This window comes from Streptomyces sp. NPDC012827 (genome assembly GCF_042900905.1).
Classification (GTDB): Bacteria; Actinomycetota; Actinomycetes; order Streptomycetales; family Streptomycetaceae; genus Streptomyces; species Streptomyces gulbargensis.
Genome location: NZ_JBIBBY010000005.1, coordinates 1 through 22,038, shown reverse-complemented (window position 1 = coordinate 22,038; position 22,038 = coordinate 1). Strand labels below are relative to the sequence as shown.

Here is a 22,038-nt window from a genome sequence, read left to right as displayed (position 1 = left end):
CCCATCCAGATCCACGCCGAGGCCGAGACCCACAACGCCACCGCCCGCACCCGCCAGGCCGACCCGCGGTGAGCGGCGGACTGCGGATCGGCTCGCTGTGCACCGGATACGGCGGCCTGGACATGGCCGTCCAGGCCGTCCTCGGCGGCACGCTCGCCTGGGTCTCCGACATCGACCCCGGCGCCTCCCGGATCCTCGCCCACCACCACCCCCAGGTCCCGAACCTCGGCGACCTGACCGCCGTCGACTGGACCGGCATCGAGCCCGTCGACGTCGTGTGCGGCGGGTATCCCTGCCAGCCCTTCTCCACCGCCGGCAAGCGGAAAGGAACCGCCGATGCCCGCCACATCTGGCCGTCGATCGCGCACGCCCTTCGCGTACTACGACCCCGCTACGCGGTCTTTGAGAACGTCGCAGGGCACCTTCGACTGGGATTCGACACCGTCCTCGCCGACCTTGCCCGCCTCGGGTTCGATGCGGAGTGGTGCCTTGTACGCGCATCGGAGATCGGCGCTCCCCACCACCGCCAGCGCCTCTTCCTCCTCGCCGTTGCTGCCGACCCCGACCGCCTCGGAGGCGACGGGCGCCGGGCACGCGGCGCAGCGCGGGATGAACCTGCGCCACACCGTCTCGCTCCTGCCCACCCCGGCGGCGAGGGACTGGAAGTCCGGCGAGTCGAACCTCATCGGGACGAACGCCAGGCCGCTCAACGAAGTGGTGGTCAACCTCCTGCCGACACCGACCCGCGCGGACGGGGAACGGACGAGTCCCATGTTCGGCCGGGGCAACCCGACGCTGACTGGGGCCGTTTCGCCCCTGCGATCGCCCGCTGGGAGTCCGTCCTCGGACGGCCCGCTCCCGGGGCAACTGACGCTCGACGTCGCCTGAACCCCGCGTTCGTCGAATGGCTCATGGGCCTGGCACCCGGCCACGTCACTGATGTCTCCGGCCTCACCCGCACCCAGCAGCTCAAGGCCCTCGGCAACGGCGTCGTGCCCCAGCAGGCCGAAGCCGCCCTCCGCATGCTCCTCGACCGTGCCACCCACCAGGAGGCCCATCCGTGATTTTCCGTGACCGCATCCGCCAGATCCGCGCCGAGTCCGAGTCCGAGCACCGCACCCACGAGTGGGCCGACCGGGTCATCGACGAGCTCCTCACCGAGGCCGAGACCCGCCACGCCGTCGACACGGCCGTGCGCGGCATGACCGACGCCAAGGGCCGCACCCTCGCCCAGCGCATCACCGCCGTGCGCCGGGGCGGCACGCCGCCCACCGCCGCCGAGCTCGACGCCGCGCACGACCTGCTCGTCCTGCTCCTCACGGCCAGCGCCAAGTACGGGCTCACGCTCGACGACTGGGACCAGGTCGCCGACCTGCCCGGCACCTGCCGCGACCTGGTCCGCCTCAAGCACCGCTGACCACACACACCGCCCCGCGAAAGGAGAACCGCCGTGGCCATAACCGTCTCGCTCGTCGCCCTCTTCGCGCTCGTCCTGTTCTTCCTCCTCCGCGCCGGAAACCTCGGCTACGGCTCCGCGTTCACCGCCGCCGGCTTCGGCTTCTTCCTCGCCTCCACCGGCGCCGCCACCCCCATCAACCAGCTCACCAACAGCGTCATCGACGCCCTCTCCAACCTCTGAGGAGCCACCCATGAACCCCGCCACCGGCCGCAGCCCCGCGCCGGAGCCCGACTGGCCGACGCCGGAGCAGGCGTACGCCCAGGCGCCGAGCATCATCCGGGAGATCGGCTGGGTGGCCCAGACCGCCGCCGACCGCCCCTTCGGCACCGAGGCCAGCCGCGAGTTCTGGCTCCGCAAGGCCGCGCTCCTGGACCGCATCGCCCTCGACGACGACAAGGCCGCCAAGGACGCCATCGTCGCCGCCCGCCAGCTCATGGACCATGACGGCACCGCGGTCATTTGCGACCCGCGCTTCTACGTCCGCCAGCAGTACGCCTGCTGGTCCGCCCACTCCTAGCTGCGCCGAGGGCGGCCCCCGTCTCGCCAAAGTCCGGGGCCGCCCTCGTCCACCAGCACCTTCTAGAGAACTGGAGACACCCAGCATGACCTATCCGAACGTGTCGCGGCAGGAGGCCGCGTGCTGACGTCTGCTCCTGGCACCCTTCAGGCGGCGCTCGACGCCGCGGCCCGGGGGTGGGCGGTCTTCCCGCTCCGACCCGGCACGAAGCGCCCCGCCCTGCACGGCGACGCCCGCTGCCCCCGCACCGGGGCCTGCGCGGGCGGTCACGTGAAGTGGGAGGAAAGGGCCACCACCGACCCCGAGCGGATCACCCGCGCGTGGACGCAGGCCCCGTTCAACATCGGCCTGGCGACCGGACCGTCCGGGCTCGTCGTCGTCGACCTCGACATGCCCAAGGACGGCGCCGCCAGCCCCACCGGCGCCGAGGTCTTCGCGGCCCTGTGCGAGCGAGCCGGCCAGCCGTTCCCGACCACCTTCCGGGCCGGGACGGCGTCCGGTGGCCAGCACCTCTACTTCACCGCCCCGAGCGGCCCGCGTCTCGGCAACTCCGCAGGTCTGCTTGGGCCGTTGGTAGACACGCGGGCGTGGGGCGGGTACGTCGTCGCGCCCGGCAGTGTGACGCCCAGCGGGGCGTACACGGTCCTGGACGACGTCCCGGTCCTTCCGCTGCCCGGCTGGCTCCTGGAGGCGCTCACGGCCCGTCAGGAGCCCGCACGGCCCCGCGCGGCTGTTCCGGCCGTGCCGAGGGTCAGCGGGAGCCGTGCGGCCCGTGCGGCGCTGGAGCGGGAGTGCGCCAACGTCCAGGCCGCGCCGGCGAAGCAGGCGAACAACACGCTCAATCGGTCCGCGTTCCTCGTGGGGCGGTTCGTCGCGTGGGGCGACCTCGGCCGCGCGGTGGTGGAGGAGGCATTCCAAGCGGCGGGGGAGGCGAGGGGACTGACCGCGGCCGAGTGCCGCGCCACGATCCGCAGCGCCCTGGACAGCTCCATCCGCAAGGCCCGGCCCCGGGAGGCGGCATGAGCCCCCGAAATCCCTCCCCCTTGGAATGCCCTCCCGCCACCGACCGGCCCGCTGCCGCCGAGCAGCCGGTGCGCCTGCGGGCCGTGGGCGCCCGGAAAGGCGTCGCCGAAGGCGTCCCTTCTGGCTTGGACCCGCACCCGCCCTCCGGCCCGAGGATCCTCGCGGTGCTCCACATCGGCGCGGCCGGCCGCAACGCGATGCCCACCGCGCACTCGTGGTGCTCCTGCGGCCGGGACCTGAAGGCGTTCGGACACCAGCAGGTCACCCGGCTCACCGACGACCACGCCCACCACCGCACCACCTGCCCGCTACTCACCCAGGGAAAGGAAGCCGCATGAGCCCGCACGACCCCGAGCTGTGGGCCGGGTTCGAGGAGATGACCGCCGAGGACATCGCCGGACCCGTCTGGGACGAGCCCATCCCGCTCAACCCCCGCGGCAAGCTCCCCGCCTTCCCCGTCGACGCGCTGCCCGACTGGCTCGCCGCCATGACCGCGGGCGTCGCCGAGGAGACGCAGACGCCCGTCGACCTCGCCGGGTGCCTCGCCCTAGCCGTCGTCGGCACGGCCGCCGGCGGGCGCCTGACCGTGTCCGTGCGCGGGCAGTGGAGCGAGCCGGTCAACCTCTACACCGCCGTCGCCCTCCCGCCCGGCAACCGCAAGAGTGCCGTGTTCGGGCTCATGACCAAGCCCCTCCTCGCCGCCGAGAAGGCCCTCATCGAGCTGACCGCGCCCCAGCGGGCCGAGGCCGCCGCAGCGGCGCGGATCTCGAAGGCCGCGGCGGAGAGGGCCGAGAAGCTGGCCGCCAACGCCGAGCCCGAGAAGCTGGCCGAGCTGACCGCCCAGGCCGTCGCCCTGGCCGAGGCCGCCGAGCGAGCCGTCGTCCCGGCCGAGCCGCAGCTCGTCGCCGACGACGTCACCGCCGAAAGCCTGACCACGCTCCTCGCCCAACAGGACGGCCGCATCTCGATCCTGTCCCCCGAGGGGGAGATCTTCGAGATCATCGCGGGCCGCTACTCCGGCGCCCCGAACATGGGCATCTTCCTCAAAGGGCACGCCGGCGACATGGCCCGCGTGAACCGCCAGGTCCGCGAAGCCCAGTACATCGAGACCCCCGCCATCACCATGGGCCTGGCTGTGCAGCCGGACGTCCTGGACGCCATCGGACAGATCAAGGGCGCCGACGGACGCGGCCTGCTCGCCCGCTTCCTCTACTCCAAGCCTGAATCCCTCGTCGGCTACCGCAACCTCACCCCCGAACTCCTCGCCCCCGAGACCGCCGCCACCTACGCCCAGAAGCTCGGGCACCTCGCCCTGACCCTCGCGGCCTGGACCGAACCCGTCGCCCTCACCCTCACCCCCGAGGCCGACGCCGTCCTCCTCGCCTACCAGCGCGTCACCGAGGCCCGCCTGCGCAAGGACGGCCCGCTCGCGCCCATCATCAACTGGGCCAGCAAGCGCGACGGAGCCGTCGCCCGCATCGCCGGGCTCCTCCACCTCGCCACCCACCCCGAGGACGCCTGGCACCGGCCCATCGCCACCGAAACGATGGCCGCCGCCACCCGCCTCGGCGACTACTTCACCGCCCACGCCCTCGACGTGTTCAACGCGATGAAGGCCGACCCCGCGCAGGAAGCCGCCCACACGGTGCTGACCCACCTGAGCGAGACCCGCACCGCGACCTTCACCAAGCGCGACCTATTCCGCGCGATGCCCCGCAGTGAGTTCGCCGCCATGGGCGACCTCGACCCGGCCCTGGAGCTCCTGGAGGAACACGGCTGGCTCCGTCAGCAGCCCCCGCCGCCCCGCAGCACGCGCGGTGGCCGGCCACCCTCGCCCCGCTACGAGACCCACCCCCGCATCACCTCCGCCGCCTGAGAACCCCCGAAACCGTTGACAGAACTGACAGAACCTCCCGACTAGCCACCTGAGCTGCGGAAACAAGGGTTTCCGGGGCTGTGACAAAACCTCCGGAAACTCTGACAGAACTCAAAAAACCTCCCCGCCGGGCAGGCGGCCCGGCCTGACAGAACCTAGGTTTTCGAGGTTCTGTCAGAGTTTTTTGAGGTTTTGTCACAGCGGCCGAAGTGGCCAAAGCGGCAGGTCAGAGGCAACACGGAGAGGTTCTGTCAGTTCTGTCAGCACTTCCCGGGGTTTCCAGCACCCCGGACCGAGCCGAAGGAGCCTGATGGCCACCGCCAGGACGCCCCAGCCCATCACCAACCTCCCCGCCCGGTACCTCACCCCTGAGGACATCGCCGCTCTCTTCGAAGTCCCCCTGGAGACCGTCTACCACTGGCGCAAGCAGCGCACCGGCCCGCCCGGATTCCGCGTTGGCCGGCACGTCCGGTACGACCCCGTCGCCGTCCAGGCGTGGGTCGCCGAGCAGAGCGAGCTCGACGCCGCCGCCTGACCACCCGCTCACAGGCCCGTGCCGACCCCGTCGTGGGGCGGCACGGGCCTTTCCCGTACCTCGAAAGGAACCACAGCCACCTATGGCCGGCCACGTCCAGGACCGCTGGTACAAGACCGAGACCGACGCCGACGGCAAGGAGCGTCGAGTCAAGTCCGACCGCTATGGCACCGGCCTGCGCTACCGGGCCCGCTACGTCGGCCCCGACGGTACGGAGAAGTCCAAGAGCTTCCCGGACAAGCAGAAGCGGCTCGCGGAGAAGTGGCTCTCCACCATCGAGGCCGACATGTCCCGGGGGCAGTACATCGACCCGTCCGCTGGCCGGATCACGTTCCGGCAGTACGGCGAGAAGTGGCTCGCCTCCCAGACGACGGATCCGACGACCCGCACGACGGTCGGCGTCCACCTCCGCCTGCACGCGTTCCCGTACCTCGGGGCGCGGCCCATCGACTCGTTCCGGCCTGAGCACATCCGCGAGTGGCTCGCGGCGCTGGAGAAACCCCTGCCTGTCTCCTCATACCGCCGGGTCATCTTCGCCAGCGTCTCCGCCGTGCTCGCCGCGGCCGTGGATGACGAGCTGCTCGCCAAGAACCCATGCAAGTCCCGTTCGGTCCGGCCGCCGGCGCCCGTCGAGCCGCGGGTGAGGCCGTGGACATCGGAGCGGGTGTTCGCTGTTCGCTCGGCGCTCCCGAAGCGCTATCAGGCGATGGTCGACATCGGCGGCGGCTGCGGTCTCCGACAGGGCGAAATCTTCGGCCTGGCCGAGGAACACGTCAGGTTCGACACCGGATGGCTCCACATCGCGAATCAGGTGAAGGTCGTCAACGGGCATCTCGTCTTCGGACCGCCGAAGCGCGGAAAGGAGCGGGACGTCCCGCTCCCCCGCCAAGTCGCCCGCGTTCTCCGTGAGCACGCTGAGGAATTCCCGCCCGTTGACGTCCACTTGCCGTGGCTGAAGCCGGACGGGCCGCTCGTCCCGAAGCGGCTGTACTTCTCGCTCACGGGCGGCGGCGCCGTGCGCCGGACCGACTTCAACACCCGCGTGTGGAAGCCCGCCCTCGTCCAGGCCGGCGTCATTCCGGAACCCGAGGAAGGCGAGCGGCATCAGGCGGCCCGCGAGCACGGAATGCACGCGCTGCGGCACTTCTACGCGTCCGTCCTCCTCGACGCCGGCGAGAACATCAAGGCGCTCAGCTCGTACCTCGGTCACGGCGACCCCGGGTTCACGCTCCGGGTCTACACGCACCTGATGCCGAGCAGCGACGGGAGGGCCCGCCGGGCCGTGGACGGGCTCTACGAGGGCCCCGGTTCGACGCCGGACGGCCCAGGGACGGCCCAGGCCCGGTGAGGCGGCTGAGGGCCGACGGTTCGTCACCGTCGGCCCTCAGCCTCAGTTCCGGGCTCTACCTGCTCCGACCTGCGGCTACAGCACCGGCAGGTTCTTCCGGAGCTCGAAGGCCGTGACCTCGGAGCGGTACTCCTCCCACTCCTGCTTCTTGTTGCGGAGGAAGAAGTCGAAGACGTGCTCCCCCAGGGTCTCCGCGACCAGTTCGCTGCGCTCCATCAGGGCGATGGCCTCGCCGAGGTTCTGCGGGAGGGGTTCGATGCCCATGGCGCGGCGTTCGGAGTCGGAGAGGGCCCAGACGTCGTCGTCGGCGCCCGCCGGGAGTTCGTAGCCCTCCTCGATGCCCTTGAGGCCGGCGGCGAGGAGGACGGCGTAGGTCAGGTAGGGGTTGGCGCCGGAGTCGATGGAGCGGACCTCGACGCGGGAGGAGCCCGTCTTGCCCGGCTTGTACATGGGGACGCGGATGAGGGCGGAGCGGTTGTTGTGGCCCCAGCAGATGTACGAGGGGGCCTCGCCGCCCGAGCCGGCGGTGCGGGAGGAGCCGCCCCAGATGCGCTTGTAGGAGTTGACCCACTGGTTGGTGACGGCGGAGATCTCGCCGGCGTGGCGGAGGAGGCCGGCGATGAAGGAGCGGCCGACCTTGGAGAGCTGGTATTCGGCGCCCGACTCGTAGAAGGCGTTGCGGTCGCCCTCGAAGAGGGAGAGGTGGGTGTGCATGCCCGAGCCCGGGTACTCGGAGAACGGTTTCGGCATGAACGTGGCCTGCACGCCCTGCTCCAGCGCCACCTGCTTCATGACGAGGCGGAAGGTCATGATGTTGTCGGCCGTGGAGAGCGCGTCAGCGTAGCGCAGGTCGATCTCCTGCTGGCCCGGGGCGCCCTCGTGGTGGGAGAACTCCACCGAGATGCCCATCGATTCGAGCATCGTGATGGCCTGGCGGCGGAAGTCCATGCCCACGTTCTGCGGGGTGTGGTCGAAGTAGCCCGAGTTGTCGGCCGGGGTGGGCCGGCTGCCGTCGAGCGGCTTGTCCTTCAGCAGGAAGAACTCGATCTCGGGGTGGGTGTAGAAGGTGAAGCCCAGGTCGGAGGTCTTCGCGAGGGCCCGCTTGAGGACGTAGCGGGGGTCGGCGAAGGACGGCGAGCCGTCGGGCATGAGGATGTCGCAGAACATGCGGGCGGTGCCGGGCGCCTCGGCGCGCCAGGGCAGGATCTGGAAGGTGCCCGGGTCCGGCTTGGCGATCATGTCGGACTCGTAGACGCGGGCGAAGCCCTCGATCGCGGAGCCGTCGAAGCCGATGCCCTCGTCGAAGGCCTGCTCGAGCTCGGCGGGGGCGACGGCGACCGACTTCAGGAAGCCGAGCACGTCGGTGAACCACAGGCGCACGAACCGGATGTCGCGCTCCTCGAGCGTACGGAGCACAAATTCCTGCTGCTTGTCCATTTCCACACCCATCCTCGCTGGTCAGGCCGCCTGCTCCCACCGTCTCGGGCACACCGGGGGCACCTGAGCATCCCACCACATGGTTTCGCGCACGTTGCACCCCCATACTGCCCGCTCGGCTGTGACCGAGGTAACGGAGGGGAGGCGGAAGTCGTACCCCGTTCGGCCCACACAGGGCCCGCGCCCACTACGATCTGCGCCCATGGGGGCCCCACGGCTCGAACGCCTGTCCCGGTACGCGCGTCCCATGGCACTGGCGAGTGCCGTGGCGACGCTCCTCGCCGCGCTCTTCGTCTGTCTGGGCGCGGGCGCGGTCCCGGGCGGGCACGCCGGTCACACCGCCGAGCGGGTCTCCGCCGTCCGGGCGGTCACGGCCGTGCCCGGTGTCGCCACGGTGTCGCCGGAACCTCCGGCGTACGTCTGTCCGTACGACCGGGGCGACTGCTCCCTCTTCCCCTCCCCCAGCCCGGCGGTGCTGAGCGCGCCCCCGCTGGATCCGCCGCAGCACGCGGAGGACCGGCTGCCGCGCGCCGGCGAGCCGGCCGGTGCCGGAACGTCCCGGAGTCCGGGGCCCCCGCCCCGCGCGCCGGACCTGCACGTCCTTCAGGTTCTCCGGACCTAGGGGTGTCACGCCGATCCTGCCGGGCTCCGGCCGGGTCGACACGGCACCCCAGGGGCACGCCCCCGACAGGTTCACCCCCGAACACCACCCCACATGCGAAGAAGGACGACACCACCATGGCCGCCAACCGCTCCAACGCCGACCGCCGCGCCCGAATAGAGGAGATGCGCCGCGCCGAGCAGGCCCGCGAGCGCCGCAACCGCATCCTCACCATCGGCATCGCCTCCGTCGTGGTCCTCGGCCTCGTCGGCTTCGGAACCGTCGTGCTGAAGAAGAAGGCCGACGAGGACGCCGCGAAGGAAGCCGCGGCGAAGGCCCCCATCGCGGCCGAGAAGTCCTGGGACCCGAAGAAGCTGGGCCGCAACCACGTCGAGACCCCGGTGAAGTACGACACCAAGCCGCCGGTCGGCGGGGACCACCACCCGGTCTGGATGAACTGCGACGGCGACGTCTACAAGAAGCCGATCCCGGAGACCAACGCCGTGCACTCGCTGGAGCACGGCGCCGTCTGGGTGACCTACAGCAAGAAGGCTTCCGCCGCCGACGTGGAGAAGCTGGAGAAGAAGGTCGACGGCACCACGTACACGCTGATGAGCCCGGTCGACGACCAGCCGGGCGCGATCATGCTGTCCGCCTGGGGCAAGCAGGTGACCGTGGACGGCGCGGACGACCCGCGGGTCGACGCCTTCTTCACCAAGTACGTGAAGGGCCCGCAGACGCCCGAGCCGGGCGCCGCCTGCACCGGCGGGGTGGGCGCCGACGGGGCGGCCGGCGCGGGGATGGGCCAGTGAGGCCGAACCGTACGCAGCTGGCCTCGGTCGCCGCCGTGGCCGCGGCGCTCCTCTTCGCGGGGGGCGCCGTGACGGTCGCCTCGGGCGAGGAGGAGGACGCCCCGCGCACCCCGGCGTCGGCCTCGGCCGACGCCGGGTTCGCCCGGGACATGTCGGTGCACCACCAGCAGGCCGTCGAGATGTCGTTCATCGTCCGGGACCGCACCCGCGACGAGGCGGTCCGCCGGCTCGCGTACGACATCGCCAACACGCAGGCCAACCAGCGGGGCATGATGCTCGGCTGGCTCGACCTGTGGGGGCTGCCGAAGGTGGAGTCGGGTGTCGAGCCGATGACCTGGATGGGCATGGGCGGGCACGGCGACAGCGGCCCGAAGGACGGGGCGTACATGCCCGGCATGGCGACGAAGACGCAACTGGAGGAGTTGCGGCGGGCGTCCGGCCGGGAGGCGGAGATCCTCTATCTGAAGCTGATGACCGCCCACCACAAGGGCGGCGTGCACATGGCCCAGGGCTGTGTGCGCGCGTGCACGGTGGAGGTCGAGCGGAATCTCGCCCAGGGCATGGTCGACGCCCAGGAGTCCGAGATCAGGCTGATGGCCGACATGCTGAGGAAGCGCGGGGCGTAGCGCGCGCCGCCGTTCGGACGACGGCCCCCGTGACCCGCTGCGGTCGCGGGGGCCGTGGCGCGCGCCCACAATGAGGGGGCTCGGGGACGTACGTACGACGACGTTCGACGAAAGGCACGCACCCCATGACCACGGCGAAGGACATCATGCACCCCGGGGCCGAGTGGATCCCGGCACACGAGACGCTCGACCGGGCGGCGCAGCGGATGCGGGACCTGAACGTGGGCGCGCTCCCCATCGCCGACGAGAACGAGCGCCTCTGCGGCATCCTCACGGACCGCGACATCGTGGTGGGCTGTGTGGCCATGGGCCACGATCCGTCCAAGGTGACCTGTGGGGAGATGGCGAAGGGCACCCCGCGCTGGATCGACGCGGGCGCGGACGTGGAGGAGGTCCTGGACGAGATGCAGGGCCACCAGATCCGCCGGCTGCCCGTCATCGAGAACAAGCGGCTCGTCGGGATGATCAGCGAGGCCGACCTGGCACGGCAGCTCTCGGACGACCAGATCAAGGCGTTCTGCGCGAGCGTGTACGCCGCCTCCTCCTGACCGCTCCTGCCCTCCTCAGGGCTCCTGGAGCCAGGGGGTGCCGAGGATCGCCCGGGCCACCGCGTCCGGGGCGTCGAGCATGACCAGATGGCCCGACGGTTCGGCCGCCTCGTAGCGGGCGCCGAGCCGCCGGGCCAGCGCGCGCTGGCGCCGTTCCCAGCGGGCGGAGCCGTCGGGGGCGGCGAGGACGGTGACGGGCAGGCCGGGCGGTAGCGGCCGGGCCTCGCGCAGGGCCAGGAGTTCGGCGGCGACGGCCCCGTAGCGGGCGTTCTCCAGGAGGGTGCCGCGCAGCACCCGCGAGGTGCGGTAGACGCGCCGCAGGAGCGCGGGCGGTGCCGGGTCGTGGCGTACGGCGAGGCGGCGGACGGCGGGACCGAGCGCGGCCGGGAGGCCTGCGGCGGCGAGGACCGCGCCGAGCGGGCGCGCGGCGCCGGCCCAGCGGGACGGCCGGGGACGTTCCTCCACGGAGGAGTCGAGCAGGACGAGCCCGGCGGCCCGGCCGGGGTGCAGGCGGGCGAAGGCCTCGGCGTGGAAGCCGGCGATCGAGTGGCCGACGGCCGTGGCGGGCCCGGGCAGACCGAGGGCGTCGAGGAGCGCGGCGATCCGGTCCGCCTCGCCCGCGAGCGTGGGCGGCGCGGTGGCCGCCTGCGAGAGGCCGTGGCCGGGGCGGTCGAAGCGTACGACCGTACGGTGCGGGGCGAGGAGTTCCACGACCGGGTCCCAGTCGAACCAGCTCATGCCCAGTCCGGCGGAGAGGACGCACACCGGCCCGGCGCCGTCGACGGCCACGTGGTGGGCCACTCCGTGGAGGCGTACGAAGGTCATGGCCGCCGCTCCCGGTGGAGCGCGCGGGCGAGGACGGCGAGCCACAGGGCCACCAGGAGGACCTGGAGGCGCTGGGCGAGGCCGAGGGCCCAGTTCCCGGTTCCGGCCTCGTGGGCGGTGACGGCGGCCAGGGTCCAGGCGGTGACGGCGAGTTCCAGGGCCAGGACGACCGCACCGGTACGGGCGAGGGTGCCCCACCGGCCGTGGCGGCGGGCGGCGGCCGTCAGCAGGATCATCGCGACGACCGCCCCGGTCGTGGCCAGGCCCGAACTGACGGCGTGGGCCGCGTGGGTGGCGGGCACGGCCCCGGCGGCCTCGCGTGCGGCGCACGCCGGGTCGGTGGTGGGCGCGCAGCTCAGCGGCAGCCAGGAGTCGGCGACGGTGGCGGCTCCGAAGACCGCGAGGGCGGCCCAGCCGGCGACGGACCAGGCCGTCCCGGAGGCGCGGTCGGGGCGCCGCGCCCAGGACGGGACGCCCGCCGGGGGCGGCGGGGCGGTGCGGCGGCGCAGGGTGGCGAGAAGCCCGGCGAGCGCGCCCGCGAGGACCAGGAACCCGGCCGTCCGGTCGGCGGCGCGGAAGAAGCCGCCGAAGGGCTGATCCTCTGCGGCGAGCTCGGAGACGTAGCCGCGGACGGGGTCCGGACCGCTGCCGAGGACGATGTCGAGAACCCAGGCGGTGTACGCGAGCGCGCCGAGGGACAGGGCGACGGCGGCGGTGCGCGTGACATTCCCGGGCATGGTGGGACAGACGCCCGGCCTCCCGGAAAGGTTCCCCTGCGGTCCCGGGGCCGGACGGCCGCCCCGGCCCTGGGACCGGGGATCGTCACGGGGACCGGGGCAGGGGCGCCACGGGGACGTGGTCGGGGGTTGCCCCGGGGCCGGGGCCGGGGGTCGGTACGGGGCCGGGACCGGGACCGTCACGGGGTTGGGCCGCGACCACCACGGGGGCGAGGCCAGGGTCGTCACGGGGGCGGGACCATCGCCGGGCCGGGACCGTCACCGGGGCGGCCGAGGTCCTCACCGGGCCGGGACCAGGGCCGGGACCATCACCGGGGCGGGCCGAGGTCCTCACCGGGCGAGGACCGGGACCGGGGCCGTGACCGGTACCGTCGCCGGGGCCCCAGCCCGGCCGCCCCGCGCCCGAATGTCTCCGGCCGTCATGGGGCCCTTACGCACCGGTTGCTCGTCCTCGGGCTGCCCGCCCGGCCCCCGACGGGCCCCGCCCAAGAGCCCGCCGCCCCCCTCCCCGCAGCCGTCCGCAGGACATAGCGTCGAATTGACGATTAGACTGGGCCGCGTGCCGCAACTACGCCTCGCCCTGAATCAGATCGACTCGACCGTCGGAGACATCGCCGGGAACGCCGAGGCGGTCCTGCACTGGACCCGGCACGCCGCCGGGCAGGGCGCGCATCTCGTCGCGTTCCCCGAGATGGCGCTGACCGGTTACCCCGTCGAGGACCTGGCCCTGCGTCCCTCCTTCGTGGAGGCGTCCCGCGCGGCCCTCGCCGGGCTCGCCCGGCGGCTCGCGGAGGAGGGGTTCGGGGAGCTGCCGGTCGTCGTCGGCTACCTGGACCGTTCCGAGCGGGCCGAGCCCCGGCTCGGCAGGCCGGCCGGGTCGCCGGAGAACGCCGCCGCCGTGCTCCACCGCGGCGAGGTGGTGCTGCGCTTCGCCAAGCACCACCTGCCCAACTACGGCGTCTTCGACGAGTACCGCTACTTCGTGCGGGGCGACACGCTGCCGGTCCTCCGCGTCCACGGCGTCGACGTGGCCCTCGCCATCTGCGAGGACCTGTGGCAGGACGGGGGCAGGGTCCCGGCCGCGCGCAGCGCGGGGGCCGGGCTGCTCCTGTCGGTGAACGCCTCCCCGTACGAGCGGAACAAGGACGACACGCGGCTGGAACTGGTCCGCCGGCGGGCCCGGGAGGCCGGGTGCACGACGGCCTATCTGGCGTCGACGGGCGGTCAGGACGAGCTGGTCTTCGACGGGGACTCCCTCGTCGTGGACGCGGCGGGCGAGGTGATCGCGCGGGCCCCGCAGTTCGTCGAGGGGAGCGTGATCCTCGACCTGGAGCTGCCGGCGGCGGATCCCCGGGCCCGGGAGGGAACGGTCGACGACGGGCTGCGGATCGACCGGGTGGTCCTGGCGGGGCCGGCCGGGGAACCGCTGCCCCCGTACGAGCCGGAGCTGACCGGCGGCTACGCGCACCGCCTGGACGACGACGAGGAGGTCTACTCGGCGCTCGTCATCGGGCTGCGCGCGTACGTGGCGAAGAACGGTTTCCGCTCGGTGCTGGTCGGCCTCTCCGGGGGCATCGACTCCTCGCTCGTCGCGGCGATCGCCTGTGACGCGCTCGGGGCCCGGCACGTGTACGGGGTCTCGATGCCGTCCGCGTACTCCTCGGAGCACTCGCGCGCCGACGCGGCGGAACTCGCCCGGCGCACCGGGCTGAACTTCCGCACCGTGCCGATCGCGCCGATGTTCGACGCCTTCATGGAATCGCTGGGCCTGACCGGACTCGCCGAGGAGAACCTCCAGGCGCGGTTGCGCGGCACGACCCTGATGGCGATCTCCAACCAGGAGGGGCACCTCGTCCTCGCGCCCGGCAACAAGTCGGAGCTGGCCGTCGGCTACTCCACGCTCTACGGGGACGCCGTCGGCGCCTACGGGCCGATCAAGGACGTGTACAAGTCGGACGTCTTCCGCCTCGCGCGCTGGCGCAACCGGGCGGCCGAGGAGCGCGGCCAGGTCCCGCCGATCCCGGAGAACTCGATCACGAAGCCGCCGAGCGCGGAGCTGCGCCCGGGGCAGGTCGACACGGACTCGCTGCCGGACTACGAGATCCTCGACCGGATCCTCGCCCTGTACGTGGACGGCGACCGGGGCAAGGACGCGATCGTGGCGGCCGGTTTCGACGAGGAGCTGGTCGCGCGGACGCTGCGGATGGTCGACACCGCGGAGTACAAGCGGCGCCAGTACCCGCCGGGCACCAAGATTTCGGCGAAGGGCTTCGGCAAGGACCGGCGCCTGCCGATCACGAACCGCTGGCACGAGACGCCCTCCCGGCCGGGGACGGGCGTGGGGTCCTCCCCCGGCTCGGAGCCGGTGACGGGGCCCGACCGGACCGCCGGGTAGGGCAGGGGACGGACGGCCGGATCGACCCCGCGCCCGGACGGCCGGCCCCTCGCCGGCCTACGCCCGGGACGGCGACGGGGTCGCGGCCGCCTCCGGTTCGGCGTCGGCGAGCCGGCTTCCCGTGACGACGCGGGACGCCTCCCTCTCCGTACCCGACGCGGAGGGCCTGCGGTCGAGCACCCCCGCGAGGACCGCGATCGCGAGGCCCACGGCGGCGAGGACCGCGCCGACGAGGGCCGGGGAGGTCCAGCCCCAGCCGGCGGCGATCGCGGCGCCGCCGGCCCAGGCGCCGCCCGCGTTGGCGAGGTTGAAGGCGGAGTGGTTGGAGGCCGAGGCGAGGGTCGGGGCGTCCTTGGCCTTGTTCATGACCAGCATCTGGAGCGGGGTGGTGGTCATGAACCCGACCGCGCCGAGGACGACCACGGTCACCAGGGCCAGCCAGGGCACGTGCACGGTGAAGCGGAAGGCGACCAGGGTGAGCGCGAGGGCGGCGAGCGAGCCGTAGAGCGTCGGGCGCAGTGCCCGGTCGGTGAGCGTACCGGCGGCGAGCGCCCCGCCGGTCATGCCGATGCCGAAGAGGGCGAGGACGACCGTGACGGTGGACTCGCCGAAGCCCATGACCTCGGTCGTCATCGAGGCGAGGTACGAGTAGACCGCGAAGACCCCGGCGAAGCCGAAGACCGCGGTGAGCAGCCCCAGCAGCACCTGCGGGCGGCGCAGGGCGCGCAGCTCGCGGCCGAGGCTCTGGCGCTCGTCGACGGGCACGTACGGCACGAGGCGGGCGAGCGCGGCGAGGGCGACCAGGCCGATCACGGTGACGACGAGGAAGGTGGCCCGCCAGCCGAGGTGCTGTCCGAGGAGGGTGGCGGCCGGTACGCCGAGGATGTTGGCGACGGTCAGGCCGAGGAACATCGTGGCGACCGCCCGCGCCTGCCGGTCCTCGCGGACGAGCCGGGCGGCGACGACGGCGCCGACGCCGAAGAAGGCGCCGTGCGGGAGCCCGGCGAGGACCCGGCCGGCGACGAGCCAGCCGAAGCCGGGGGCGAGGGCGGAGGCGAGGTTGCCGACGGTGAACAGCGCCATCAGGAGCAGGAGCATCCGCTTGCGGGGGACGCGGGAGCCGAGGGCGGTGAGCAGCGGGGCGCCGGCGACGACGCCGAGGGCGTAGGCCGAGACGAGGTGGCCCGCGGTGGGGACGGAGGTGCCGAGGTCGTCGGCGACATGGGGCAGGAGGCCCATCATCACGAACTCGGTGGTGCCGATGCCGAAGGCGGAGACGGCGAGCGCGAGCAGGGCCAGGGGCATGAGGGGAGGGGGCCTTTCCGGAAGTAAGTTCTTCGACGGAACAAAGTCTCGCAGGAGAAATGTTCCCGCCGGCTTCCGGGGGATGAAGGGGAGGTTTCGGACCGGGGGCGCCCGTCCCGCTCCCCTCCCCCGAGGACCCGGACCGGTTCGGCCGCCCCCCGGCGTCAGAAACCGATGCGCGCGGCGACCGGGAGGTGGTCGCTCATCGTCTCCGGCAGCGTCCAGGAGGCCATCGGCTCACCGCCCCGCACCATGATCTGGTCGATCCGGGCCATCGGGAACGAGGCCGGCCAGCTGAAGCCGAAGCCGTCGCCGGCCGCGCCCTGCGTGGACCGCATCTGCGAGGTGACCGCGTTGAGCGCCCGGTCGTTCATGGTGCCGTTGAGGTCTCCGAGGAGGACGACCCGCGCGTTGCGGTCGGCCGCGATGGCCTCGCCGAGGGCGTTGGCACTGGTGTCGCGCTGGTTGGCGGTGAAGCCGGCGTTCAGCTTGACCCGTACGGAGGGGAGGTGGGCGACGTACACCCGGACCGCCCCCTTGGAGGTCATGACCTCGGCCCGCATGGCCCGGGTCCAGCCCATGTGGATGTCGACCGGCTCGGCGCCGCGCAGCGGCAGCTTGCTCCACAGGCCGACCGTGCCCTGCACGGAGTGGTGCGGGTAGGCCTCGGCGAGCTCCCGCTCGTAGACCGGGACCATGTCGCCCTTCAGCTCCTCCAAGGCCAGCACGTCGGCGCCCGAGGCGGCGAGCCGGCGGGCGGTGCCCTCGGGGTCCGGGTTGTCGGCGTTCACGTTGTGGGTGGCGACGGTGAGGTCACCGCCCCCGGCCGACTTGTCGGCGACGAGACCGCCGAAGAGATTCAGCCAGACCACCACGGGGAGCAGCAGCGCGATCAGCGCGGTGGCGGAGCGGCGCAGCAGCGCGAGGACGAGGAGGACCGGCAGGAAGAGGCCGAGCCAGGGCAGGAACGTCTCGGTGAGGCTGCCGAGGTTGCCGACCCGGTTGGGGATCTCGGCGTGGAAGACCATCAGGAGGGTCAGCACGAGCGCGGTGAGGGCCAGGAGGACGCCGCGGCGCCAGATCCCGCGGTCGTGGCGCAGACGGTCCAGGAGGGCCCGTGAGCGGGTCCCGGAGCCGGCCCGGAAGCCGGGGTGCCCGCTTCCTCCGCCGCGTCCGTCGGTCCCCGTCATGTCCACCCGCGCCATCGCCCGTCCTCACTGCCTAGCCACCGGCCGTGCCGGCGGCGTCGTACTGCCTACTGCGTCGTACTCCGTGCCCGACGTCGACCCTAGGGGATCTCCGGGACCGCCGTACTCCCCCAGGGACGACACACCCCCGTGCCGGGGTTCCTGCAGGTGGCGCGGTCCGGGCGGCTGTGACAGAACCCGCACATTCGTACCCCTCCGTCCCCCCTGCCCCGTCGGCCGCGGCCGGCCGCCGGCGCGGACACGGTGTGTCACGGGTGTGAACAGCGCCACTCCGGCCCACTTTCCCGCCCGGCCGACCAAGTGCCACCATGGACGTGGTCCGGGGACGCCGTCAGGGCGCCTCGAGATGACACAAGGAGCCGTGCACCATGACGCTTCAGGCTGCCCAGAAACCGCCCGCCGACAGCAGCAAGGCGCTGTACGGGGGGAAGGGCACCCGCCGTATCACCGTCCACGACATCGCCGCCGCCAAGGTCCGCGGCGAGAAGTGGCCCATGCTCACCGCCTACGACGCGATGACCGCCTCCGTCTTCGACGAGGCCGGCATCCCGGTGATCCTCGTCGGTGACTCCATGGGCAACTGTCACCTCGGCTACGACACCACCGTGCCCGTCACGATGGACGAGATGGCCCTGCTGTCCGCCGCCGTCGTCCGGGGCACCAGGCGCGCCCTCGTCGTCGGCGACCTCCCCTTCGGCTCGTACCAGGAAGGGCCCGTCCAGGCCCTGCGCAACGCCACGCGGCTGGTCAAGGAGAGCGGCGTCGGCGCGATCAAGCTGGAGGGCGGCGAGCGTTCGCTGCCGCAGACCGAACTGCTCGTACAGGCCGGCATCCCGGTCATGTCCCACCTGGGCCTCACCCCGCAGTCCGTGAACACCATGGGCTACCGGGTCCAGGGCCGCTCCGACGAAGCCGCGCACCAGCTGCTCCGCGACGCCAAGGCGGCCCAGGACGCCGGCGCGTTCGCGGTGGTCCTGGAGCTGGTCCCGGCCGAGCTGGCCGCCGAGGTCACGCGTTCGCTGCACATCCCGACCATCGGCATCGGCGCCGGTGCCGGCACCGACGCGCAGGTCCTCGTCTGGACCGACATGGCGGGTCTGACCGGCGGCAAGGTGCCGCGGTTCACCAAGCAGTACGCCGATCTGCGGGCGACGCTCGGGGACGCGGCCCGTGCCTTCGCCGAGGACGTCACCGGCGGGGCGTTCCCCGCCGAGGAGCACACCTTCCACTGATCCGCCTCCCCCGACAGCCCGCCGGCCCCTCGCCGGCGGGCTGTCGGCCTTGTGGGCGGGGTGTCGGACGGTGTGGGGGTGCTGTCGGTCGTTTGTCGGGGGCCTGTCGGTGGGTGCCTGTTTCCTGAGGGCATGACGCGATCACACACCAACGCCGTCGAGGTCCGGGGCCTCGTGAAGCACTTCGGCGCGACGAAGGCCCTCGACGGGGTCGACCTGGACGTGCGGGAGGGCACCGTCCTCGGGGTCCTCGGGCCGAACGGCGCCGGGAAGACCACCCTGGTCCGCTGCCTGTCCACGCTCCTCGTCCCGGACGCCGGGACGGCGACCGTCGCCGGGTACGACGTGGTGCGCCAGCCCCGACAGCTGCGCCGCACCATCGGACTGACCGGCCAGTACGCCTCGGTCGACGAGAAGCTGTCCGGCTGGGAGAACCTGTACATGATCGGGCGCCTGCTCGACCTCTCGCGCGCCGACGCCCGCCGCCGGGCCGACGGGATGCTGGAGCGCTTCTCGCTCACGGAGGCCGCCAAGCGGCCCGCGATGACCTACTCCGGCGGCATGCGGCGCCGTCTCGACCTGGCCGCCTCGATGATCGGCCGGCCCGCCGTCCTGTACCTGGACGAGCCGACCACCGGTCTCGACCCCCGCACCCGCAACGAGGTCTGGGACGAGGTCCGGCAGATGGTCGCGGAGGGCGTGACCGTGCTGCTGACCACCCAGTACATGGAGGAGGCGGAACAGCTCGCGAGCGAGCTGACCGTGGTCGACCGCGGCAAGGTCGTCGCCAACGGCGGTGTGGACGAGCTGAAGGCGAAGGTCGGCGGCCGCACCCTGATGATCCGGCCGACCGACCCGGACCAGGTGCCCGCGATGGCCGCCGCGCTCCGCGAGACCGGGCTCGACGGGGTCGCCGGCGCCACCGTCGTACCGGACGAGGGCGCGCTCCACGTGCCCATCCTCACCGACCAGCAGCTGACCGCCGTCGTCGCCCTGCTCGGCGCGCGCGGCTTCGGCATCGCCCACATCGGCACCCATCTGCCCAGCCTCGACGAGGTGTTCCTGGCCATCACGGGCCGGCGGACCTCCGCCACCGCCTCGTCCGACACGATCAGCGAGGAGGTCGCCGCATGAGCACGACCACCGTCACCAAGTCCCCCGCCGGCGCCCCGGTCCGTACGCCGGCCCGGTCCGCCGCCGACGACGAGGGCCGCATCGGCCTGCGGGCCAACATCCGCCACGTCGCGGCCCTGGCCCGGCGCAACGCCCTCCAGATCAAGCAGGACCCGGAGTCGATGTTCGACGCCGTGATGATGCCCATCATCTTCATCCTGCTGTTCGTGTACGTCTTCGGCGGCGCCATCGCCGGCAAGGGCAACAACGACGTCTACGTGAACTACGTGACGCCGGGCCTGATGGCGATGATGGGCATGAACATCGCCATGGCCGTGGGCGTCGGCATCAACGACGACTTCAAAAAGGGGGTCATGGACCGGTTCCGGACGATGCCGATCGCCCGGTCCTCCGTCCTGATCGCCAAGATCGTCGTGGAGGCCGGCCGGATGCTGATCGCCACCGCGATCCTGCTCGGCATGGGCTTCCTGCTCGGTCTGGAGATCCACACCTCGTTCCTGCACCTGCTGGCCGCGATCGGACTGTCGATGGTCTTCGGCGCCTCGCTGATGTGGATCTTCATCCTCCTCGGGCTCACCCTGAAGACGGCCCAGGCGGTCCAGGGCATGGCCATGCTGGTCCTCATGCCGCTCCAGTTCGGCTCGTCCATCTTCGCGCCGACGACCTCGATGCCGGGCTGGCTGGAGACCTTCACGGACTACAACCCGCTGTCGAACCTGGCCGACGCGGCCCGCAACCTGATCAACGGCGGTCCCGTCGCCCACGCGGTGTGGATGACGCTCGGCTGGGCGCTGGTCATCACCCTCGTCACGGCGCCGCTCGCGGTGTCCAAGTTCCGCAGGAAGACCTGACGGCGGGCCCCGGGGGCTTCAGGACTCGGCGCGTGCTCTGATCGCGTCGGCGGCGCGTCCGAGCAGGGCGGCGGCCTCTTCCATGGAGAGGCCGTCGCCCTCGGCGTACGCGGCCTCGAAGACGGCCTCGCCGAGGACGCTCCGGCTCAGCTCCGTGGCCTTCTCCACGTTCTCCCGCTCCAGGGAGGGCGACCGGTGGCCGTCGGGCAGGAAGCCGGCGCGGGCGCCGAGGAGCACCGCCCCCAGCCGGGCCTCCGGGCCGCCGAGGCCGGCGAGCGCCCAGGCGGCGGAGACCGTGTGGGCGGCGGGCATCTGCGGGGCGACCATCATCGACAGGGCGTCCAGGGAGCGCCCGTACGCCTCCACGGCCAGGTCGAGCGCGGAACCGTACCGCCCTTCCAGGTTGTCCAGCCAGCTCAGGCAGCCGAGGGTGAAGCCCTCGAAGAGGGAGAGGGTCGCGGAGCCGAACTCGGCCCGCAGGGCGTTGAGATGCTCGCGGGCCTCCGCGTACCGTCCGGTGCGGCCGAGGGCGAGGGCCAGGAACAGGCGGGCGCCCAGCATGGGTTCGTGGCCGCGGCCGTGCGCGCCGGCCAGGATCTCGCGCAGGATCGCCTCGCCCTCCGCCGTCCGGCCGGTCTCGATGAGGATGTCGGCGTAGCGGGCGCGCAGCAGCGCCATCTGGGACTGGGCGCCGAGCTTCGCCGCGTGGCCGATGGCGGCGGCGAAGTCCGCGCCGGCCTCTTCGAAGCGGAGCAGGCGCTCGTGGGCCTCGGCGCGGGAGGACAGCGCCTCCGCGGCGCCCCAGGCGTCCCCGAGGCGTTCGAAGATCTCCAGGCTCTCGTCGGCGTCGGCGCTCGCCTCGGCCGCCAGGTCGGCCCGGTTGGCGAACATGTTGGCCCGCTGCTGGAGGGCGTTGGCCAGCTCCCACGCGTAGCCGTGGCGGCGGCAGGCCTCGACGGTCGCGTCGAGGATCTCGCGCAGCCGGCCGGCCTCGCCGATGAGGAGCACCGCGAAGACGGCGAAGGAACCGGGGAGGCGGCAGGTCTGCGGCAGGCCCGGCCGGTAGACGGCGGTCATCTCGCGGAGCCTGCGCACGCCCTCGGGGGTGGTCCAGCGGCCGGTGTCGTGGTCCATGTTGAGCAGTTCCACGAGCCGCACCCCGCGCCGGGCCTCCCAGCGCTGTTCCCCGGACAGCGGGGGCGGCGCTGCCGTGCACGGCTCGTGCAGCGGTACGACGGGGGCGGCGGGCGGCGTGAACGGGTCGGGTCCGAGCGCGGCGGCGGCCCGCGCCCCGTGCAGGGCGTCGGTGCGCAGGTCGCGCATCTGCCAGTACCAGAGGAGGGAGTGGACGAGCACCAGGGCCTCGTCCTCCTCACGGGCGTCGACGGCGCGGCGCAGGGCGGTGCGCAGGTTGCCGTACTCGGTGTCGAAACGGGTCATGGCCTCGACCTGGCCGTGGCCGCGGAGCCGGGGGTCGGTGGTGCGGGCGAGTTCCCGGTAGTACGTCAGGTGACGCCGCTCCGTCGCGGACCGCTCCCCCGCCTCGTCCAGCCGCTCCCCCGCGTACTC

Annotated in this window: 22 protein-coding genes and 1 pseudogene; 17 read left to right on the top strand and 6 right to left on the bottom strand. The window is 72.8% G+C overall.

Going from position 1 to position 22,038, the window contains the following annotated elements; genetic code table 11:
• Positions 1-68 precede the first annotated feature (68 nt).
• From ACFY60_RS12435 to ACFY60_RS12395, 9 genes are all read left to right on the top strand, one after another.
• Entirely contained in the window at positions 69-1,064 is a 996-nt protein-coding gene (locus ACFY60_RS12435; protein WP_389458133.1) for a DNA cytosine methyltransferase, read from the top strand.
• Entirely contained in the window at positions 1,061-1,417 is a 357-nt protein-coding gene (locus tag ACFY60_RS12430) for a hypothetical protein (protein ID WP_388611089.1), read from the top strand. Before ACFY60_RS12435 ends, ACFY60_RS12430 begins: the two co-directional genes overlap by 4 nt.
• Before the next feature lie 33 nt (positions 1,418-1,450).
• Positions 1,451-1,639 (top strand): hypothetical protein, encoded by a 189-nt coding sequence (locus ACFY60_RS12425; RefSeq protein WP_388611088.1) that lies wholly within the window; start codon positions 1,451-1,453, stop codon positions 1,637-1,639.
• Positions 1,640-1,649: 10 nt separating this feature from the next.
• Complete coding sequence (locus ACFY60_RS12420; protein WP_388611086.1) at positions 1,650-1,976, top strand: hypothetical protein; 327 nt, start codon at positions 1,650-1,652, stop codon at positions 1,974-1,976.
• Positions 1,977-2,096: 120 nt separating this feature from the next.
• A complete protein-coding gene (locus ACFY60_RS12415) occupies positions 2,097-2,999 on the top strand; it encodes a bifunctional DNA primase/polymerase (RefSeq protein WP_388611084.1) in 903 nt (300 codons plus the stop codon).
• A gap of 125 nt (positions 3,000-3,124) precedes the next feature.
• Complete coding sequence (locus tag ACFY60_RS12410) at positions 3,125-3,337, top strand: hypothetical protein (protein ID WP_388611082.1); 213 nt, start codon at positions 3,125-3,127, stop codon at positions 3,335-3,337.
• A complete protein-coding gene (locus ACFY60_RS12405) occupies positions 3,334-4,875 on the top strand; it encodes a YfjI family protein (RefSeq protein ID WP_388611080.1) in 1,542 nt (513 codons plus the stop codon). Before ACFY60_RS12410 ends, ACFY60_RS12405 begins: the two co-directional genes overlap by 4 nt.
• 310 nt (positions 4,876-5,185) lie before the next feature.
• Positions 5,186-5,410 carry a helix-turn-helix domain-containing protein gene (locus ACFY60_RS12400; protein ID WP_388611078.1) on the top strand — a complete coding sequence of 75 codons (225 nt, stop codon included), beginning with the start codon at positions 5,186-5,188 and terminating at the stop codon, positions 5,408-5,410.
• Between the two features lie 82 nt (positions 5,411-5,492).
• Entirely contained in the window at positions 5,493-6,758 is a 1,266-nt protein-coding gene (locus ACFY60_RS12395) for a tyrosine-type recombinase/integrase (RefSeq protein WP_388611076.1), read from the top strand.
• A gap of 75 nt (positions 6,759-6,833) precedes the next feature.
• Here ACFY60_RS12395 and ACFY60_RS12390 read toward each other — a convergent pair whose 3' ends face one another.
• Positions 6,834-8,195 (bottom strand): glutamine synthetase family protein, encoded by a 1,362-nt coding sequence (locus ACFY60_RS12390; RefSeq protein WP_388611075.1) that lies wholly within the window; start codon positions 8,193-8,195, stop codon positions 6,834-6,836.
• 247 nt (positions 8,196-8,442) lie between these two features.
• Here ACFY60_RS12390 and ACFY60_RS12385 point away from each other — a divergent pair, with 247 nt between their 5' ends.
• The 4 genes from ACFY60_RS12385 to ACFY60_RS12370 all read left to right on the top strand — a co-directional run bounded on the left by ACFY60_RS12385 (position 8,443) and on the right by ACFY60_RS12370 (position 10,782).
• Positions 8,443-8,817, top strand: a complete 375-nt coding sequence (locus ACFY60_RS12385; RefSeq protein WP_309055225.1) for a hypothetical protein — start codon at positions 8,443-8,445, stop codon at positions 8,815-8,817.
• 116 nt (positions 8,818-8,933) lie between these two features.
• Positions 8,934-9,608, top strand: a complete 675-nt coding sequence (locus ACFY60_RS12380; protein WP_388611074.1) for a DUF3105 domain-containing protein — start codon at positions 8,934-8,936, stop codon at positions 9,606-9,608.
• Positions 9,605-10,234 carry a DUF305 domain-containing protein gene (locus tag ACFY60_RS12375; protein ID WP_388611073.1) on the top strand — a complete coding sequence of 210 codons (630 nt, stop codon included), beginning with the start codon at positions 9,605-9,607 and terminating at the stop codon, positions 10,232-10,234. The genes ACFY60_RS12380 and ACFY60_RS12375 overlap by 4 nt, the downstream gene beginning before the upstream one ends.
• 125 nt (positions 10,235-10,359) lie before the next feature.
• The gene (locus tag ACFY60_RS12370; RefSeq protein ID WP_309051394.1) at positions 10,360-10,782 is read left to right on the top strand and encodes a CBS domain-containing protein; all 423 of its coding nucleotides are present in this window, start codon (positions 10,360-10,362) and stop codon (positions 10,780-10,782) included.
• Between the two features lie 15 nt (positions 10,783-10,797).
• Here ACFY60_RS12370 and ACFY60_RS12365 read toward each other — a convergent pair whose 3' ends face one another.
• Both ACFY60_RS12365 and ACFY60_RS12360 read right to left on the bottom strand, forming a co-directional pair.
• On the bottom strand, positions 10,798-11,607 hold the full coding sequence (locus ACFY60_RS12365; protein WP_388611071.1) for an alpha/beta fold hydrolase: 810 nt from the start codon (positions 11,605-11,607) through the stop codon (positions 10,798-10,800).
• Positions 11,604-12,344: a DUF998 domain-containing protein gene (locus ACFY60_RS12360; protein WP_388611069.1), complete on the bottom strand. Its 741-nt coding sequence runs from the start codon at positions 12,342-12,344 to the stop codon at positions 11,604-11,606. The genes ACFY60_RS12365 and ACFY60_RS12360 overlap by 4 nt, the downstream gene beginning before the upstream one ends.
• Positions 12,345-12,903: 559 nt before the next feature.
• Here ACFY60_RS12360 and ACFY60_RS12355 point away from each other — a divergent pair.
• The gene (locus tag ACFY60_RS12355; RefSeq protein ID WP_388611067.1) at positions 12,904-14,739 is read left to right on the top strand and encodes an NAD+ synthase; all 1,836 of its coding nucleotides are present in this window, start codon (positions 12,904-12,906) and stop codon (positions 14,737-14,739) included.
• A 57-nt stretch (positions 14,740-14,796) separates the two neighbouring features.
• On the opposite strand, the gene ACFY60_RS12350 is transcribed toward ACFY60_RS12355, so the two are convergent.
• Positions 14,797-16,044: an MFS transporter gene (locus ACFY60_RS12350; RefSeq protein WP_388611065.1), complete on the bottom strand. Its 1,248-nt coding sequence runs from the start codon at positions 16,042-16,044 to the stop codon at positions 14,797-14,799.
• 164 nt (positions 16,045-16,208) lie between these two features.
• Positions 16,209-17,249, bottom strand: coding sequence for an endonuclease/exonuclease/phosphatase family protein (locus tag ACFY60_RS12345; protein ID WP_388611063.1), 1,041 nt, complete (start codon positions 17,247-17,249; stop codon positions 16,209-16,211).
• Positions 17,250-17,620: 371 nt separating this feature from the next.
• Between ACFY60_RS12345 and panB the strand changes: the two genes are divergently transcribed.
• The 3 genes from panB (at position 17,621) to ACFY60_RS12330 (ending at position 20,469) form a co-directional block, all read left to right on the top strand.
• Complete coding sequence (gene panB / locus ACFY60_RS12340) at positions 17,621-18,484, top strand: 3-methyl-2-oxobutanoate hydroxymethyltransferase (protein WP_388611062.1); 864 nt, start codon at positions 17,621-17,623, stop codon at positions 18,482-18,484.
• A gap of 132 nt (positions 18,485-18,616) precedes the next feature.
• Positions 18,617-19,618: an ATP-binding cassette domain-containing protein gene (locus ACFY60_RS12335; RefSeq protein WP_388611060.1), complete on the top strand. Its 1,002-nt coding sequence runs from the start codon at positions 18,617-18,619 to the stop codon at positions 19,616-19,618.
• A complete protein-coding gene (locus ACFY60_RS12330; RefSeq protein WP_388611058.1) occupies positions 19,615-20,469 on the top strand; it encodes an ABC transporter permease in 855 nt (284 codons plus the stop codon). Before ACFY60_RS12335 ends, ACFY60_RS12330 begins: the two co-directional genes overlap by 4 nt.
• An 18-nt stretch (positions 20,470-20,487) precedes the next feature.
• Here the strand turns inward: ACFY60_RS12330 and ACFY60_RS12325 are convergent.
• Positions 20,488-22,038, bottom strand: a pseudogene (locus tag ACFY60_RS12325) (AfsR family transcriptional regulator); the annotation flags it as partial.

What these genes read in the sequence shown, in the direction of transcription:
- ACFY60_RS12380 (WP_388611074.1), top strand. Translation starts at nt 8,934, where the DNA reads ATGGCCGCCAACCGCTCCAACGCCGACCGCCGCGCCCGAATAGAGGAG.
- ACFY60_RS12360 (WP_388611069.1), bottom strand. Translation starts at nt 12,344, where the DNA reads ATGCCCGGGAATGTCACGCGCACCGCCGCCGTCGCCCTGTCCCTCGGC.
- ACFY60_RS12405 (WP_388611080.1), top strand. Translation starts at nt 3,334, where the DNA reads ATGAGCCCGCACGACCCCGAGCTGTGGGCCGGGTTCGAGGAGATGACC.
- ACFY60_RS12335 (WP_388611060.1), top strand. Translation starts at nt 18,617, where the DNA reads ATGACGCGATCACACACCAACGCCGTCGAGGTCCGGGGCCTCGTGAAG.
- ACFY60_RS12395 (WP_388611076.1), top strand. Translation starts at nt 5,493, where the DNA reads ATGGCCGGCCACGTCCAGGACCGCTGGTACAAGACCGAGACCGACGCC.
- ACFY60_RS12365 (WP_388611071.1), bottom strand. Translation starts at nt 11,607, where the DNA reads ATGACCTTCGTACGCCTCCACGGAGTGGCCCACCACGTGGCCGTCGAC.
- ACFY60_RS12420 (WP_388611086.1), top strand. Translation starts at nt 1,650, where the DNA reads ATGAACCCCGCCACCGGCCGCAGCCCCGCGCCGGAGCCCGACTGGCCG.
- ACFY60_RS12370 (WP_309051394.1), top strand. Translation starts at nt 10,360, where the DNA reads ATGACCACGGCGAAGGACATCATGCACCCCGGGGCCGAGTGGATCCCG.
- ACFY60_RS12385 (WP_309055225.1), top strand. Translation starts at nt 8,443, where the DNA reads ATGGCACTGGCGAGTGCCGTGGCGACGCTCCTCGCCGCGCTCTTCGTC.
- ACFY60_RS12345 (WP_388611063.1), bottom strand. Translation starts at nt 17,249, where the DNA reads ATGGCGCGGGTGGACATGACGGGGACCGACGGACGCGGCGGAGGAAGC.
- panB (WP_388611062.1), top strand. Translation starts at nt 17,621, where the DNA reads ATGACGCTTCAGGCTGCCCAGAAACCGCCCGCCGACAGCAGCAAGGCG.
- ACFY60_RS12330 (WP_388611058.1), top strand. Translation starts at nt 19,615, where the DNA reads ATGAGCACGACCACCGTCACCAAGTCCCCCGCCGGCGCCCCGGTCCGT.
- ACFY60_RS12400 (WP_388611078.1), top strand. Translation starts at nt 5,186, where the DNA reads ATGGCCACCGCCAGGACGCCCCAGCCCATCACCAACCTCCCCGCCCGG.
- ACFY60_RS12390 (WP_388611075.1), bottom strand. Translation starts at nt 8,195, where the DNA reads ATGGACAAGCAGCAGGAATTTGTGCTCCGTACGCTCGAGGAGCGCGAC.
- ACFY60_RS12350 (WP_388611065.1), bottom strand. Translation starts at nt 16,044, where the DNA reads ATGCCCCTGGCCCTGCTCGCGCTCGCCGTCTCCGCCTTCGGCATCGGC.